We start from the raw sequence: 14,986 nt of genomic DNA, 5'->3' as shown, positions 1-14,986 counted from the left end.
CCCGCGCGGAGGCGCCCGCGCGGAGGCGCCCGCGCGGAGGCGCCCGCGCGGAGGCGCCCGCGCGGCGGCGCCCGCGCGGCGGCCCGGATGTCCGAGGCCGCCGTTCAGTCCTGCGATGCGGCCGATCGGTCGACGCAGATCGTGCCGCGATTGCCCTCCTGGTCGGCGATCACCGTGAGGGCCGGAGCATCACGGTCGTCGACCACGGTGCCGCCCGCGGCGAGCGCGGCGGCGATCCGCCGGTCGGCCGTCTCGGGCGCCACGTAGATCTCGAGGTGGAAGCGGGGCGATGCGTCCGCGTCGGCGTCGCCGAACCAGAGGTTCGGCACGCGTCCCGTCGCATCGCGGACCTCATCGCTCGGCGAGCCCCGACCCTGCGACTCGGCGTCGCCGGTCAGGAGCGCGGCCCACACCGGGGCGATCGTCCCCGGGCGCGTCGTGTCGAGGCCGAGCTCGATCTCGCTGACCGCGCCGGGGTCGGCGACGAGTCCGTGGGCGGCGGCGATCTCGCTGACGCGTCGCGCGAGGTCGAGGTCCTGCTGCGTCACCCACTCGACGACGTGTTCGGTGCCGCTGTCGTCGCGGTAGATCGCGTCGTCGCTCACCGACTCGAGGTCGACGTGGCCCCTGCCGATCGACGCACGTGGATGGTGTCCGATCGCATCGCCGGCCTCGCCGACCGCGGTGACGAAGCGTGCAGCCGTCGCGAAGTCGTCGACCAGGTATCGGGCGTGGAGCCCCTGGGCCAGCTTCCGCCAATCGGCCAGTCGAGCCGCGGCGATCGCCTCGCCGGTGAGCATGTCCATGGGCGCGGAGTCTATCCGGCGCGCGTCGAGGCGGCACCCGGCAGCTCCCGATCCGGGGTCGCTGAAGCTCAGCGGTTGCTGATCCGCAGCTCCGCCGCCTTGACGACGTTCGCGAGCAGCATCGCCCGGGTCATCGGGCCCACGCCGCCCGGGTTCGGCGACAGGTGCCCGGCGACGGATGCCACGGCCGGGTCGACGTCGCCGGTGAGGCGGCCCTTGCCCGTCTCCTCGTCGGCCACGCGGGTGATGCCGACATCGAGCACGGCGGCGCCCGGCTTGATCCAGTCCGCCTTCACCATGTGCGGCACGCCGACCGCCGCGACGACGATGTCGGCCCGGCGCACCTCGGCGGCCAGGTCGACCGTGCGCGAATGCGTCAGCGTCACCGTGGCATCCAGACCCTTGCGGGTGAAGAGCAGGCCGAGCGGACGACCCACGGTCAGGCCCCGGCCGATCACGACGACGTGCTGCCCGCGGATCGGCACCTCGTAGCGCTGCAGCATCTCGACGATGCCGGCCGGGGTGCACGGGAGCGGCGACTGCAGGTCGCCCTCGATGCCGAGCACCAGGCGGCCGAGGTTCGTCGGGTGCAGTCCGTCGGCGTCCTTGTCGGGGTCGATCAGCTCGAGCATCGCGTTCTCGTCGTGCCCGGTCGGCAGCGGGAGCTGCACGATGTAGCCCGTGACCTCCTGTGCGGAGTTGAGGTCGCGGATCGCCGCGCGCACGTCGGCCGAGGTCGCGGATGCCGGGAGGTCGACCCTGATCGACTCGATGCCGACCTCGGCGCAGTCGCGGTGCTTGCCGGCCACGTACGACCGCGAGGCGGGATCGTCGCCGACCAGCAGGGTGCCGAGCCCGGGCACCACGCCGTGCGCGCGCAGCTCGGTGATGCGCGAGGACAGCTCCGACTTCACGGCCGACGCCGTGGCGACGCCGTCGAGGGTGATCGCGGTCATGTGGGTACCTCTTCAGAACTGGTCAGCGGGGACGGACGACGGATGGTCCGGGGCGGGCCGGTCCGCGATGGACGACGGCCCGACCCCGGACCCGCGGACCTACTGCTGCAGCCCCGGGTACAGCGGGAACGCCTCGGTGAGCGCCTCGACGCGCGAGCGCAGCGCCGCGACATCCGGGTTCGACTGCAGCGCCAGCGCGATGATGTCGGCCACCTCGGTGAACTCGGCATCGCCGAACCCGCGGGTCGCGAGCGCGGGCGTGCCGATGCGCAGGCCGGAGGTCACCATCGGCGGGCGCGGGTCGAACGGCACCGCGTTGCGGTTCACGGTGATGCCCACCTCGTGGAGGCGGTCCTCCGCCTGCTGGCCGTCGAGCTCGGAGGTGCGGAGGTCGGCGAGCACCAGGTGCACGTCGGTGCCGCCCGTGAGGACGTCGACGCCCGCGGCGCGGGAGTCGTCGGCGACGAGGCGCGAGGCGAGCAGCTTCGCACCCGAGATGGTCCGCGCCTGGCGGTCCTTGAACTCCTCGGATGCGGCGATCTTGAACGCGGTCGCCTTCGCGGCGATCACGTGCATGAGCGGGCCGCCCTGCTGACCGGGGAAGACGTTGGAGTTGAGCTTCTTCGCCAGCTCCGTGTCGCGCGAGACGATCAGGCCCGAGCGGGGGCCGCCGATGGTCTTGTGCACCGTGGTCGAGACGACGTCGGCGTGCGGCACCGGCGACGGGTGCAGGCCGGCGGCGACGAGCCCGGCGAAGTGCGCCATGTCGACCCACAGCTTCGCGCCGACCTCGTCGGCGATCTCGCGGAAGGCGGCGAAGTCGAGGTGGCGCGGGTACGCCGACCACCCGGCGATGATCACCTGCGGCTTGGTCTCCTTCGCCTTGTCGCGAAGCGCGTCCATGTCGACGAGGAAGGTCTCGGGGTCGACGCCGTACGACACGGCGTTGTAGAGCTTGCCTGAGAAGTTCAGCTTCATGCCGTGCGTGAGGTGGCCGCCGTGGGCGAGCTCGAGCCCGAGGATGGTGTCGCCCGGGGTCGCGATCGCCGACAGCACGGCCGCGTTGGCGGTGGCGCCCGAGTGGGGCTGCACGTTGGCGTACTCGGCGCCGAACAGCGACTTCGCGCGCTCGATGGCGAGCGACTCGGCGACGTCGACGTACTCGCAGCCGCCGTAGTAGCGGCGACCGGGGTAGCCCTCGGCGTACTTGTTGGTCAGCACGGACCCCTGCGACTGCAGCACCGACACCGGCACGAAGTTCTCGCTCGCGATCATCTCGAGGGTCGAGCGCTGGCGGTTCAGCTCCTGCTCGAGGACCTCGGCGATCTCGGGGTCGACCTCGGCGAGCGGCCTGTTGAAGACGGAGTCGGCGCCGGCGGCGGTGCCGGGCGCGTCGCTGATGAGTGATTCGGCCAAGACTGGCTCCTTCGAAGATGACATTCGGACCTGCGGAAATCGCCTCGTGCGCGACTCGCGCCCCGAGGCTTCGCGTACCGGCCCAGGCGTGCGGTCGGTCCGTGCCAGTCGCTCCCCGATGGTCACCCATCTCAACGCCAGTCGCGACGTCGCAAGCATAGCAACGGATGCCGCGGCCGCGCGCCGGTCGTCACCCCTGCGATGCCACCGCGACGCGGGATAACGTGAGCGGGTGAGTTCTCCCGGCGTCCACGTGATCCACTCCGCCCGCCTGGTGTCCGGCGGCGACATCGTGCCCGAGGCGTGGGTGCGGTTCGACGGCGACCGGGTGGCCGCGCGGGGCGTGGGCGACGGATGGCGCGACGGTGCCGCCGACGGCGGCGATGCCGACGCGACCTCGGTCACGGACGCCGCCGGACGCTGGCTCGTCCCGGGGTTCATCGACCTGCACTGCCACGGCGGCGGGGGCGCCTCCGCCGACGAGGGCGACGACGACGCGATCCGGACGGTGCTGCGCACGCACCGCGCGCACGGCACCACCCGGACGGTCCTGTCGCTCGTGACCGCCGGCATCGGCGACCTCGCGGACCGGCTCGGCGCGATCGCCTGTGTCGCGGCATCCGATGCGCTGCTGCTGGGCTCGCACCTGGAGGGGCCCTTCCTCGACCACGGGTTCCGCGGGGCTCACGATCCCGCGCGCCTGCGCGCGGCGGACGCGGCCTCGGTGGATCGGCTGCTGGAGTCCGCGGCGGGGACCCTGCGTCAGATCACGCTGGCCCCCGAGCTCGACGGGGCGGCGGAGGCGACGGCGCGGTTCGTCGACGAGGGCGTCGCCGTCGCGGTCGGGCACACCGGCGCCGATTTCGAGACCGCCCTCGCCGCGTTCGACGCCGGCGCGTCGATCCTCACGCACGCGTTCAACGGCATGCGCGGCATCCACCACCGCGCGCCCGGTCCGGTGGTCGCGGCGATGCACGCCGACCACGTCACGCTCGAGCTGATCGGCGACGGCGTGCACGTGCATCCCGACGTCGTGCGGCTGGCGTTCGCCGGCGCACGCGGGCGCGTGGCGCTCGTGACCGATGCGATGGCCGCGACGGGCGCCGACGACGGCCGCTACGTGCTCGGATCGCTCGAGGTCGACGTGGTCGACGGCGTCGCGCGCCTCGCCGACGGCGGCGCGATCGCGGGTTCGACGCTCACCCAGGACGCGGCGCTGCGCAACGCGGTGTCCGCGAGCGGCATCGGATTCGCCGAGGCGGTCACCGCGGTCACCGAGACCCCGGCCGCCGCGATCGGACGCTCGCACGACCTCGGCAGGCTCGAGCCCGGGTTCGCCGCCGACGCGGTGCTGCTCGACGAGTCGCTCGAGGTCGCGGCGGTCTGGGGTGCCGGCGTCCGGCTGCACTGACGCGCCGCCGCGGGCGTCCGGAACGGCGTCGGGCCGGGGCGGAGGCTCGTTCCCCTTCGCCTCCGCGCACCGGCCCGGATGTCGTCGACCCGTCCCCGTGTCCCCCGATGCGTGAACCCGCCGACTGCAGCCGACCCGAACTGCGGCTGCACGTTCATGTTCCCGCGCCGAAGCCGTGAGCCGGCTGTGAGGATGCCGTGACGACGCCGTGACCCGGACGGATCACGTTGCGCGCGGAGGTCCGCCCGCGCCCGGCTCAGGACGAGGGCTGCGCCGAGCCGGCGGGGACCGCCATCCGCGCCGGCGCCGCGCGCACCGTCGTGACGACGACGATGACGGATGCCGCGACGAGCATGACCGCATACGCGACCGGCACGGCGCCGACCCCGAACGCGCCGAACAGCACGCCGCCGAGCAGCGCGCCGCCGCCGATGCCGATGTTGAACGCCGTGGTGTACAGCGCGCTCGCCGCGTCGCGGCGCTCGGGCGGCGCGGCCTGGAGCAGCCGCGTCTGCAGCAACGGCGGGACCGCGCCGAACGCGAAGCCCCACGCGGTGTAGGCGATGACGGCCGGCCACAGTCCGGGCTCGGCCGACATCACGACCAGCGCGACGGCGATCGCGAGCATCGCGACGACGAGCGCACGGGCGCTGTCCCGCGCCGCTCGCGTGCCGGCGACGACGAGTCCCGCGGCGCCGGCCAGGCCGGACGCGAACAGCAGCGGCGCCACCGCGGCGGGCGAGGCGCCCACGACGCCGGTGAGGATCGGCGCGACGTAGGTGAGCGCGGCGTACTGCCCGATCATCACGACGGCCGTGACGACGCACACCGCGAGCACGGCCTTCATGCCGCCGCCGGCGGCCACGCGGATCGCCGCCGTCGAACCGGTCGCCGGCCGGGGGGCGGCGGGCGCCGCGGCATCCGTCGGCAGCACGACCCTGACGAGCAGGGCGCCCGCGAGGGTCACGAGGCCGACCAGGACGAAGACGGGACGCCAGCCGAGCGCCTGCCCGAGGGCGGTCGAGATCGGCACGCCGGCGATCAGCGCGAGGGTGCCGCCGCCGAGCACGATCGACACGGCGCGACCGAGGGCGTCGTGGCCGACGAGGCGCGCCGGGTACGCCCCGACGAGCGCCCAGAACACGCCGTGCGCGATACCGCCGACCACCCGCACGCCGACGAGCATCCAGTACTCGGGCACGAGGGCGCTCGCGATGCTGGTGGCGGCGAGCAGGACGAGCACGGCCGTGAGCAGGGTGCGGCGCGGCATCCGCTGAGTGAGGGCGGTGAGCGGGGCCGAGGTCACGACGACCGCGAAGGCGAACACCGAGACGAGCAGGCCGACGAGCGGCTCGCCGACGCCGAGGTCGGCGCTCATCTCGGGGAGCAGGCCCATCGGGAGCATCTCGATGGTGATGGACAGGAACACGGCCGAGGCGAGGGCGGCGAGCGCCTTCCACGGCATGGGCGGGGCGGAGGTCGCGCGGGCGCGCGACGAGGAGGTGATCGGCATGGACTTCATCCGACGGCGTTCCCCGCTCGCGGCGATGCCTGCGGCGGGTCGACTACGCGCTCACGTGCGCGCCCGGGGCCGGCGGTGACCGCACGACCGCGGCAAGTGTAGCGCGCGGCGCCCGAGTGGCGCCTGAGTGCCCCGGAGACCCGCACCGCCGGCCGGGTACGCTGTCCGGATGACCACGGATGCCACCGAGACCGCGGATGCCACCGGCACGCACCTGTACCACTGGGTCGTCACGCTGAGCTGCACCGACGGACCGGGGATCGTCCACGCCGTGAGCGGCGCGATCGTCGCCGCGCGCGGCAACATCACCGAGAGCCAGCAGTTCGCCAGCCACGACACCGGCCGCTTCTTCATGCGCGTCCAGGTCGAGTCGTCCGCCGACCGCGCGGAGTTCGAGGCGGCGCTGGCCCCGGTCGTCGAGCGCTGGCAGATGGAGCTGCACCTCGACGAGGTCGGCCGTCCGCTGCGCACCCTCGTGCTCGCCTCGACGGCGGGGCACTGCGTGAACGACCTGCTCTTCCGCCAGCGGGCCGGGCAGCTGCCGGTCGACATCCCGCTGGTGCTCTCGAACCACGGCACGCTGCGCGACCTCGTCGACTTCTACGGGGTGCCGTTCGAGTCCGAGGCGGTGGTCTCCCCCGAGACGAAGGCGGCGTTCGAGCGCCGCATCCTCGAGGCCGTCGAGGAGCACGACATCGAGCTCGTCGTCCTCGCCCGGTACATGCAGATCCTCTCGCCCGAGCTGTGCGATGCGCTGGCGGGGCGCTGCATCAACATCCACCACTCGTTCCTGCCCGGCTTCAAGGGGGCGAACCCGTATCGCCAGGCGCACGCGCGCGGCGTCAAGCTCATCGGCGCGACCGCGCACTTCGTGACGAGCGATCTCGACGAGGGGCCGATCATCGAGCAGAACGTGGTGCGCGTCGAGCACTCGCGCTCGGTGGCCGAGCTCGTCGCGATCGGCCAGGACGAGGAGAGCCGCACCCTCTCGCAGGCCGTGAAGTGGTTCGCCGAGCGCAGGGTGCTGCTCGACGGCCAGCGCACGGTCATCTTCCGCTGACGCGGCCGGCGCTCAGCCGCCGAACTCGCGACGCCCGTTGACGATGCCGCTCACCGCGGCCACGACGCCGAACACCACGGCGATCACGGGCTGCCCCATGACCCACCACGCGATGGCCGCGCTCGAGAAGACGGCGATCTCGACGAGGGCCTTCACGAACGGGTCGACGCGGAACACCGCCTTGGGCGACCGGAACAGCGCCCAGAGCAGGATCGCGACGAGCGGCAGGCCGATGCCGAGGAGGACGCCCGGCCACGGCAGGTCGAAGGCGACGAACCCGAAGATCCCGAGGGTCACGATCGCGAAGACCTCGAGCAGGAACCGCAGCAGGTCGTTGAACCCCACCTGGGGCGTGTCGGGAGTGGCGTCGTTCACGAGGTTCAAGCCTAACCGCGTCGGCCGGTGACGCGGCATCGGATCCGCTGCGGCGGCGCTGCGGCACCCGTCCGGATCCCGGGCGGGTGCCGCGGGCGGGCGTCAGCCGGCGGGCGTCGTCTCGCGGGCCGCCTGCGCGCGCCGGTCGTCGGCCGACCCCAGCCCATCGTCCACGACGACGCCGTCGCCCGGTTCGTCGGCGTGGGCCGCCTCCGCGTCGGGCTCGGCGCCGCCCGCGGTGCGGTAGTGGCCGAGCAGCGTCATGGCGAGGCCGGCCACGGCCCATCCCGCGAGGACCAGCCACGGGAACGTCGCGTCGGCCGCCGGGAAGTACGACAGGTCGCGCAGCAGGGTCGCCGCGGCGCCGGGCGGGAACCACTGGCCGATCGCGCCCCATGGCGCCGCGAGGAACTGCACGGGCACGGCCGCCGCCGAGATCGGGTTCGCCACCAGCACGAACAGCAGCACGGCGACGGCGATGCCGGCACGGCCGAGCAGCGCGACGAACCCGGTGACGGGCAGCGCGACGGCGGCGAGGGCGAGCGCGAGCGCCGCCGAGTTCAGCCAGAACTCCCCCTGCAGCACGCCGAACCAGCCCTGGAGGATGCCCGCCAGCAGGAGCCCGCCCGCCACGGCGTAGGCGGCGACGGCGGCGACGCGGCGCAGCGCGCCGATGACGAGGAACGAGATGGCGATGCCGCCCAGCATGCCGCCGAGCACGAGCGGGAAGACCGCGACCGCGAGGCCCGAGCCGGTCCGGTCGCCGTCGGCGAGCGGGACGACGTCGGTCACCGCGACGGTGACGTCGGGCACCTCGGGCAGCTCCGGTACGGACGGCGTGCCGGGAGCACCGGGCTGGCCGGTCGCCTGTGCGACGGCGGCCGCGACCGCCGCCTCGACCGCCTGCTCCACGCGCTCCGGGATGGCGGCGCGGACCTGCTCGTCGATCCCGGCCTGGAGCTGCTGGGCGAGCCCGCGCAACTGCTGCGCCACGGCCGGGCCGGCGGCGGAGGCGATGAGCACCTCGGGCGCGTCGGTCGGGCCCTCGCCGAGGACGACGGCGCCGTACGCGTCTCGCTGCTCGATGGCGTCGATCGCGGCGTCGCGGTCGGCGTACCGCTCGAGCGCGATCGCGCCCGCAGCCTCGTCGGCGACCCGGGTCTCGACCTGGGTGACGGCGGCGTCGGGCCCGACCACGCCGACCGGGAGGTCCTTCGGCTCGGCGGTGACCGACGGCCACGCGAACGCCAGCAGGACGAGTCCCACGACGAGCGAGAGCGCGGCCCCGATCGCGACGGCACGACCCGTCGACGTCGGGCGGGTGGCATGGCTGGTCATGGTCGACTCCTTCATGCAAAACGAATGCTCGTTCTTTATAATGCCCTCGAGACGTAGGATCGTCAACAGCGATCGGGAAGGGGGGCGCGATGCCGAAGGTCAGCGAGGAGTACCGCGCCGCGCGCCGCGACGAGATCACCGCGGCCGCGCTCCGGCGGTTCGCCGACAAGGGCTACCGCGGCACCTCGATGGCCGACATCATCTCCGAGTCCGGACTGTCGGCCGGCGCGATCTACGGCCACTTCGCCGGTAAGGAGGAGCTCTTCGCCGCGGTGGCGGAGCGCATCCTCGGGGCGCGCTCCCACGAGCTCGCCGAGCTGCGCGCGGACCACGGGCCGCTGGCCCCCGGCGAGATCATGGCGGCGGTGATCGGCGGCATGCGACGCGACGCGATCGCGCCGACCATGTTCCTGCAGGTGTGGGGCGAGGCGGCCATCGACCCCTCGATGCGCGAGCTCGTCCACTCGTTCCTCGACCCCGTGCGCAGCCTGCTGCGCCGGCTGATCGCCGAGTGGGCCTCTGCGCATCCCGAGCACGCCGGGAACGACCCCGACGAGTACGCCCGCCGCGTCACGCCCGTCCTCATGGGGCTCGCGCCCGGCTACATGGTCCAGGCCGCCCTGCTCGACGACTTCGACGCCGACGCCTACCTCGCCACGGTGCGGCGCCTGATCCCCCGCTGACGCGGGGCGCGGGCGGATGGCGGCATCCTCCCGCCGTCCGGTCAGACGCCCTGCCAGTCGGGCTTGTTCGCCCACGCGTGCCGGTAGTAGCCCGCGAGGTCGAGCTCCGACGCCGCGGCCTCGTCGACGATCACGGTCGCGTGGGGGTGCAGCTGGATCGCCGAACCGGGCCGGCTCGCCGACACCGGGCCCTCGACCGCGTCGGCCACGGCTCGGGCCTTCGCCGCTCCGAACGCGAGCAGCACCAGGTGCCGGGCGCGCAGGATCGTCCCGATCCCCTGCGTGATGCAGTGCACGGGCACGTCGTCGGGCGAGGCGAAGAAGCGCGCGTTGTCGGCGCGCGTCTGCGCGGCGAGCGTCTTCACCCGGGTGAGCGACGCGAGCGACGAGCCCGGCTCGTTGAAGCCGATGTGGCCCGTGCGCCCGATGCCGAGCAGTTGCAGGTCGACCCCGCCCGCCGCCTCGATGGCCCGCTCGTAGTCGGCCGCCGCCGTCCGGATCGTCGCAGGGTCGCCGTTCGGCACGTGCACGAGCGACGCGTCGAGGCCGAGGGGTTCGACCACCTCGCGGGTGATCACCGCCCGGTAGGACTCGGGATGCCCCTCGGGCAGCCCGACGTACTCGTCGAGCGCGAACCCGCGCACGCGCGAGACGTCGATGCGTTCGTCGCGGATGCGGGAGGCGAGCGCCCGGTACGTCGACAGCGGCGTCGACCCCGTCGCGAGGCCGAGCACCGCATCGGGCCGTTCCCGGACGAGGTCGGCGATCGCGGAGGCCGCGAGCTCGCCCCCCGCCGCCTCCGACCCGACGATCACGACCTCGGCCACGCGGCCACCTCCTCGCGCTCCCCGAGCTCCTCGCCGACGAGCGCCGCCCCCACCGCGGCGGCGGGGAACCCGCGCGGGATCACCTGGACCCGCCCCGCCAGGTCGAGCGATGCGAGGAAGGCCGACTCGTCGGCCCATTCGCCCAGCACCCGCCGGGTGCCGGCGAGGAGCCGGTCGCCCAGGGCCGCCAGCCCTCCGCCGATCACGATGGCGTCCACGTCGGTGGTGAGCGCGAGCAGCCGCACCGCCGCCGCCACGCCGCCGAGGAAGCGCTCGCGGACCGCGACGGCCCCCGGATCGCCGGCGTCGGCACGGTCGAACAGCTCCCGGCTGGGATGGCGGTGCGCGCTCGGCCACATCGCGGCGAGCGCCGACCCGGATGCGACGGTCTCGAGGCAGCCGCGCTGGCCGCACCCGCATGCCGCACCCGCCGGATCCACGGGCAGGTGCCCGATCTCGCCGGCCACGCCCCGCCCGCCGCGCAGCAGGTGCCCGTCGAGCACGACGCCGGCCGCGAGCCCCGTACCCAGGTTCAGGTAGGCCATGGAACGGGCCCGGGCCCCGTCGGCCAGGCCGAGGAGGTGGTGCGCGCCGAGCGCGGCGGCCTTCACGTCGTTCTCGACGCGCACGTCGGCGCCGAGCCGGTCGGACAGACGCGGACCGAGGTCCAGTCCCTCCAGGCCGAGGTTCACGGCGTGGGCGACCCGGCCGGTCGCGGAGTCGACCGAGCCGGGGATGCCGATGCCGATCGAGCGGAACGCGTGCGGAGCGACGCCCGTGAGCTGCGTCATCCGCTCGACCGTGCGCAGCGCCGTGCCGACCACGGCGTCGGCGCCGAAGCCGGTGGGCATGCGCACCTGCTCGCTCAGCCCGCCGTCGTCGTCGATCGCGACGGCCGCGGTCTTGGTGCCGCCGATGTCGATGCCGAGCCTCACTGCGCCGCCACCGGGGAGGCGTCGCGGCTCGCGCGATCGACGACCGCGGAGAATGCCTCGGCGACCGCCCGCGAAGCGCCGAAGGTCGCGATGTCCGCGAGCGCGCGATCGTCGCTCGGCCAGCCGAGGTCGGCCGTCACCACGTCCGCCCGCGCGGCGCGGAGGGCCCGGATCGCCGCGACGGCGAAGGGATGCCGGTGCAGGTCCTTGCCGACGACGAGCACCGGTCCCGCGAGTCGGGCCGGGTCGCCGAGCGGCGTGGCGGCCGCGAGCGGGACGATCGCGGCATCCGTCAGCCATGGCGGGACGGGATGGTCCGGGTCGGCTGCGGCGAGGAGCGCGAACGGCCCCCACGGCACGTCGCCGACGGCGATGTTGGCGTCGGTGTCGACGCGCACCACCGAGCCGACCCCGCCGGAGAGCCGCGCGAGCGCGCCCGGAGCGAGGTCGAACGATGCGGCGATCCGCTCGCCCAGGTCGGCGGGAAGCCCGGCGGCCGAACCCGCCCGCGGCGTCGCGTCGGCGGGCGTCGCGGCGAGCGAGCGCACGCGCGCCGCGGCATCCGCGACCCGCTCGGCGTCGAGCCGCCCGGCGTCGACCGCCGCCTCGACGGCCGCGACGATGCCGGCGAGCTGCTCGGCGGTGTTGCGCGTGCCGATGCAGAGCAGGTCGCAGCCGGCGGCGAGCGCGCGCACGGCTGCCTCGGGGATGCCGTGCACGCCGCTCGCCCCGGCCATGTCGAGCGCGTCGGAGACGATGACGCCCTCGAAGCCCAGCTCCCCGCGGAGCAGGCCGTGCAGGATGCGGGGAGACAGGGTGGCGGGCTGCTCCGCGTCGAGCTGCGGCAGCAGGATGTGGGAGGTCATGATCGTGCGCGTGCCGGCCGCGATGGCCGCGCGGAACGGTTCGAGCTCGCGCTCGCGGAGGCGCTCGATCGGCAGGTCGACGACCGGCAGCGCGAGATGCGAGTCGGTGGCGGTGTCGCCGTGCCCCGGGAAGTGCTTGGCGCTGGCGGCGATCCCGGCCGACTGCACGCCGTCGATCCAGGCCGCGGTGTGGCGGGCCACGAGCGCCGGCTCGGCGCCGAAGCTGCGCACGCCGATCACGGGATTGAGCGGGTTCGAGTTGATGTCGGCATCCGGCGCGAACGTCAGCGTGCAGCCGGTCGCGGCGAGCGCCTCGCCCACCGCACGGCCGACGCCGCGGGTCAGCGTCACGTCGTCGATGCGACCGAGGACCGCGTTGCCGGGATACGGCGACCCGCAGTCGGCGAACAGGCGGGTCACGTCGCCGCCCTCCTCGTCGATCGCGACCACGGCGAGCGGGTTCGCCTCGCGCAGCGCCCCGGTCAGCTCGGCGAGCTGCGCCGCCGTCCGGACATTGGTCGCGAACAGGCATGCGCCGCCGAGGCCGTCGCGAAGCATCTGCAGCAGCCACTCCGGCGCGACCGGGCCGACGAAGCCGGGCAGCAGGGTGGTCAGGATGTCGCGGCGCAGCCCCTCGCGGCCGCCGTGGCCGAGGTGCGCGCTCATCCCTTCACCGCCCCGCTGACGAGGCCGCTCGTCATGCGTCCCTGCACGAACAGGAAGAACACGATCACCGGGATCGCCATGAGCGTCGATCCGGCCATGATCGCGGCCCAGTTCGTGGTGCCGTTCGCGACGAGGAAGGTGCGCAGCCACACCGGCAGGGTCATCATCTCGGGTCGCGCGTTCAGCACGAGCGCGATCACGAACTCGTTCCAGGCCTGGATGAAGCCGAACACGCCGGTGGCCACGAGTCCGGGCGCGAGCAGGGGGAAGGTGATGCGCCAGAACGCGCCCGCCCGAGAGCATCCGTCGATCATCGCCGCCTCCTCGAGGTCGGCCGGCACGCCGTTGACGAACCCGCGCAGCGTCCAGATGGTGAACGGCAGCACGGTGGCCACGTACACGATCGTCAGGCCGATCAGGGTGTTCAGGAGCTGCCATCCGTCGATCACCCGGAAGATCGACACGATCATCGCCTCGCCCGGGATCATCTGCACCACGAGGATCACGATGATGAACGTGCGGCGGCTCGCGAAGCGGAACCGCGTGACCGCGAGCGCGGCGAGGAACGCGAAGATCAGCGCGACCGCGACGGTCGTGAGCGTCACGATGAGCGAGTTCGCGGCGGCCGGCATGAAGGGCGTGCGGCCCGGGTCGAAGAGCACCGTCTCGTAGTTGCGGAGCGTGAAGTTGTCGGGCCAGAAGTGGATCTCGGACCCGCGGATCTCGTTGTTCGGCTGGAACGACGTGTTCACCATCCAGTAGACGGGGAATGCGAAGAGGGCGAACAGCGCGACCGAGAGGGCGCTCCATCCGATCGTCGACGGGCGGATGCGGCGGCGGGGGCGGGTCGGCGCGACGGCCTGGCGGCCCGTCCCCGAAGCGAGGGTGGCGGCGCTCACAGCTCCTCCTCCTTCACGGTCTGGCGCACGTAGTAGAGCGAGATGGACATGAGGATGATCGCGGTGATGACGGCGATCGCGCCGCCCGTGCCGAAGTCGCCGCCGGCGATCGACACCTGGTAGATGTACACGCCGAGCGTGTTGGTCTGCTCGCGGATGCCGCCGATGTCCTGCAGGGCGAAGATCTGCGTGAACACCTTCAGGTCCCAGATGATCTGCAGGATCGTCGTGATGAGGAAGATCGGCTTGAGGTACGGGAAGACGATGAGCCGGAATCGGCTGAGCCCGCCCGCGCCGTCGAGCTGCGCGGCCTCGAGCACCTCGTCGGGCACCTGCGTGAGCCCGGCGTAGAGCGCGAACGCGACGAACGGCACGGCGCCCCACACGATGATCACGCCGGCGACGAGGAAGAAACTGAGCGGCTCGATGAGCCACGAGTGCTGGGTGTACTGCTCGAGCCCGAACGTGTTCACGAGCACGGAGTTGATCACGCCGTAGTCGGTGTCGAACATCCAGCCCCAGACGATCGTCGCCGACAGCGGCGGCATCGCCCAGGCCAGCAGCAGCCCGAGCGAGAGCAGGAGCCGGAAGCCCTTCGGCAGCCGCTGGAGCAGCAGCGCGACGAGGGTGCCGAGGACCATGGTGATGACGACGCACGCTGCGGCGAAGACGAGGCTGCGGCCGAGCACGGCGTAGAAGTCGGGGTCGGTGAGCACCGACACGTAGTTGTCGAACCACACCCACTCGGGCGGAGCTCCGAACACCTGCGCGCGGCCGAACTCCTGCATCGAGGTGATCAGGAGCTGCACGAGCGGCCAGCCGACGATCGCCGCGAGCACGACCGTGGCGGGTACGAGCAGCGCGTACGGGGTGACCCCCCCGGAGCGCCGGCGGGGACGCCGGCTCGGCCGCGGCGGCTCCGGCTGCGGCGCGACGAGTCGCTCGCCGTCGACCGAGCTGACGGCCGCGGAGGGGCCGCTGTCGGTGGTGGTCATGGGATCTCCTGCGTTCGACGGCTGCGATGGCGCCGATGACGGTGACGGATGCTGCGGGGCGCTGCCCGCTCATGGTTCCGGGCCGGCAGGGTGTGTGGGCGCCTGCCGGCCCGGGGCCCGGTGTCCCGGGGGGGGGAACCAGTCCACGTGTTTATGGGCCCCCCCAAACAGGAAGAACACACCCTTCCGGGGGTCCCCCCCCCCTTCTTCTCCCCCACCCCCCCTCCCCCC

Annotated in this window: 14 protein-coding genes and 1 riboswitch; of the genes, 3 read left to right on the top strand and 11 right to left on the bottom strand. The window is 73.6% G+C overall.

The annotated features are described in order from the left end of the window. Positions 1 to 104: 104 nt before the first annotated feature. The 3 genes from ACUY4T_RS12095 to glyA form a co-directional block, all read right to left on the bottom strand. The gene (locus ACUY4T_RS12095; protein ID WP_446019211.1) at positions 105 to 806 is read right to left on the bottom strand and encodes a VOC family protein; all 702 of its coding nucleotides are present in this window, start codon (positions 804 to 806) and stop codon (positions 105 to 107) included. Between the two features lie 68 nt (positions 807 to 874). Continuing rightward, positions 875 to 1,762 carry a bifunctional methylenetetrahydrofolate dehydrogenase/methenyltetrahydrofolate cyclohydrolase gene (locus ACUY4T_RS12090; RefSeq protein ID WP_446019210.1) on the bottom strand — a complete coding sequence of 296 codons (888 nt, stop codon included), beginning with the start codon at positions 1,760 to 1,762 and terminating at the stop codon, positions 875 to 877. 99 nt (positions 1,763 to 1,861) lie between these two features. Then, on the bottom strand, positions 1,862 to 3,178 hold the full coding sequence (gene glyA, locus ACUY4T_RS12085) for a serine hydroxymethyltransferase (protein WP_446019209.1): 1,317 nt from the start codon (positions 3,176 to 3,178) through the stop codon (positions 1,862 to 1,864). Between the two features lie 73 nt (positions 3,179 to 3,251). Then, positions 3,252 to 3,333, bottom strand: a riboswitch (ZMP/ZTP riboswitch). A gap of 77 nt (positions 3,334 to 3,410) precedes the next feature. Between glyA and ACUY4T_RS12080 the strand changes: the two genes are divergently transcribed. Next, the gene (locus ACUY4T_RS12080) at positions 3,411 to 4,589 is read left to right on the top strand and encodes an N-acetylglucosamine-6-phosphate deacetylase (RefSeq protein WP_446019208.1); all 1,179 of its coding nucleotides are present in this window, start codon (positions 3,411 to 3,413) and stop codon (positions 4,587 to 4,589) included. 256 nt (positions 4,590 to 4,845) lie between these two features. On the opposite strand, the gene ACUY4T_RS12075 is transcribed toward ACUY4T_RS12080, so the two are convergent. Beyond that, complete coding sequence (locus tag ACUY4T_RS12075; protein ID WP_446019206.1) at positions 4,846 to 6,102, bottom strand: MFS transporter; 1,257 nt, start codon at positions 6,100 to 6,102, stop codon at positions 4,846 to 4,848. 178 nt (positions 6,103 to 6,280) lie between these two features. On the opposite strand from ACUY4T_RS12075, the gene purU reads away from it, so the two are divergent. Beyond that, positions 6,281 to 7,171, top strand: coding sequence for a formyltetrahydrofolate deformylase (gene purU / locus ACUY4T_RS12070; protein ID WP_446019204.1), 891 nt, complete (start codon positions 6,281 to 6,283; stop codon positions 7,169 to 7,171). A 12-nt stretch (positions 7,172 to 7,183) separates the two neighbouring features. Here the strand turns inward: purU and ACUY4T_RS12065 are convergent, their stop codons facing one another. Then, complete coding sequence (locus ACUY4T_RS12065; protein WP_446019203.1) at positions 7,184 to 7,546, bottom strand: YrdB family protein; 363 nt, start codon at positions 7,544 to 7,546, stop codon at positions 7,184 to 7,186. A gap of 102 nt (positions 7,547 to 7,648) precedes the next feature. After that, positions 7,649 to 8,884 (bottom strand): hypothetical protein, encoded by a 1,236-nt coding sequence (locus ACUY4T_RS12060; RefSeq protein WP_446019202.1) that lies wholly within the window; start codon positions 8,882 to 8,884, stop codon positions 7,649 to 7,651. An 89-nt stretch (positions 8,885 to 8,973) separates the two neighbouring features. Here ACUY4T_RS12060 and ACUY4T_RS12055 point away from each other — a divergent pair, with 89 nt between their 5' ends. After that, entirely contained in the window at positions 8,974 to 9,567 is a 594-nt protein-coding gene (locus tag ACUY4T_RS12055) for a TetR/AcrR family transcriptional regulator (RefSeq protein WP_446019201.1), read from the top strand. Between the two features lie 41 nt (positions 9,568 to 9,608). On the opposite strand, the gene nagB is transcribed toward ACUY4T_RS12055, so the two are convergent. Genes nagB through ACUY4T_RS12030 form a run of 5 tightly spaced genes read right to left on the bottom strand, consistent with a single transcriptional unit; the run spans position 9,609 to position 14,755 of the window. Next, the gene (gene nagB / locus ACUY4T_RS12050; RefSeq protein WP_446019199.1) at positions 9,609 to 10,394 is read right to left on the bottom strand and encodes a glucosamine-6-phosphate deaminase; all 786 of its coding nucleotides are present in this window, start codon (positions 10,392 to 10,394) and stop codon (positions 9,609 to 9,611) included. Continuing rightward, entirely contained in the window at positions 10,379 to 11,329 is a 951-nt protein-coding gene (locus ACUY4T_RS12045) for an ROK family protein (protein ID WP_446019198.1), read from the bottom strand. The genes nagB and ACUY4T_RS12045 overlap by 16 nt, the downstream gene beginning before the upstream one ends. After that, on the bottom strand, positions 11,326 to 12,861 hold the full coding sequence (locus tag ACUY4T_RS12040) for a glycoside hydrolase family 3 protein (RefSeq protein ID WP_446019196.1): 1,536 nt from the start codon (positions 12,859 to 12,861) through the stop codon (positions 11,326 to 11,328). Before ACUY4T_RS12040 ends, ACUY4T_RS12045 begins: the two co-directional genes overlap by 4 nt. Further along, entirely contained in the window at positions 12,858 to 13,760 is a 903-nt protein-coding gene (locus tag ACUY4T_RS12035; protein ID WP_446019195.1) for a carbohydrate ABC transporter permease, read from the bottom strand. The genes ACUY4T_RS12040 and ACUY4T_RS12035 overlap by 4 nt, the downstream gene beginning before the upstream one ends. Further along, the gene (locus tag ACUY4T_RS12030) at positions 13,757 to 14,755 is read right to left on the bottom strand and encodes a carbohydrate ABC transporter permease (protein WP_446019193.1); all 999 of its coding nucleotides are present in this window, start codon (positions 14,753 to 14,755) and stop codon (positions 13,757 to 13,759) included. Before ACUY4T_RS12030 ends, ACUY4T_RS12035 begins: the two co-directional genes overlap by 4 nt. Between the last annotated feature and the right edge of the window lie 231 nt (positions 14,756 to 14,986).

The organism is Agromyces arachidis, from assembly GCF_052805135.1.
This window is presented reverse-complemented; position numbering and strand designations above follow the sequence as displayed.

What these genes read in the sequence shown, in the direction of transcription:
- ACUY4T_RS12095 (WP_446019211.1), bottom strand. Translation starts at nt 806, where the DNA reads ATGGACATGCTCACCGGCGAGGCGATCGCCGCGGCTCGACTGGCCGAT.
- ACUY4T_RS12090 (WP_446019210.1), bottom strand. Translation starts at nt 1,762, where the DNA reads ATGACCGCGATCACCCTCGACGGCGTCGCCACGGCGTCGGCCGTGAAG.
- ACUY4T_RS12075 (WP_446019206.1), bottom strand. Translation starts at nt 6,102, where the DNA reads ATGCCGATCACCTCCTCGTCGCGCGCCCGCGCGACCTCCGCCCCGCCC.
- purU (WP_446019204.1), top strand. Translation starts at nt 6,281, where the DNA reads ATGACCACGGATGCCACCGAGACCGCGGATGCCACCGGCACGCACCTG.
- ACUY4T_RS12060 (WP_446019202.1), bottom strand. Translation starts at nt 8,884, where the DNA reads ATGACCAGCCATGCCACCCGCCCGACGTCGACGGGTCGTGCCGTCGCG.
- ACUY4T_RS12055 (WP_446019201.1), top strand. Translation starts at nt 8,974, where the DNA reads ATGCCGAAGGTCAGCGAGGAGTACCGCGCCGCGCGCCGCGACGAGATC.
- ACUY4T_RS12040 (WP_446019196.1), bottom strand. Translation starts at nt 12,861, where the DNA reads ATGAGCGCGCACCTCGGCCACGGCGGCCGCGAGGGGCTGCGCCGCGAC.
- ACUY4T_RS12030 (WP_446019193.1), bottom strand. Translation starts at nt 14,755, where the DNA reads ATGACCACCACCGACAGCGGCCCCTCCGCGGCCGTCAGCTCGGTCGAC.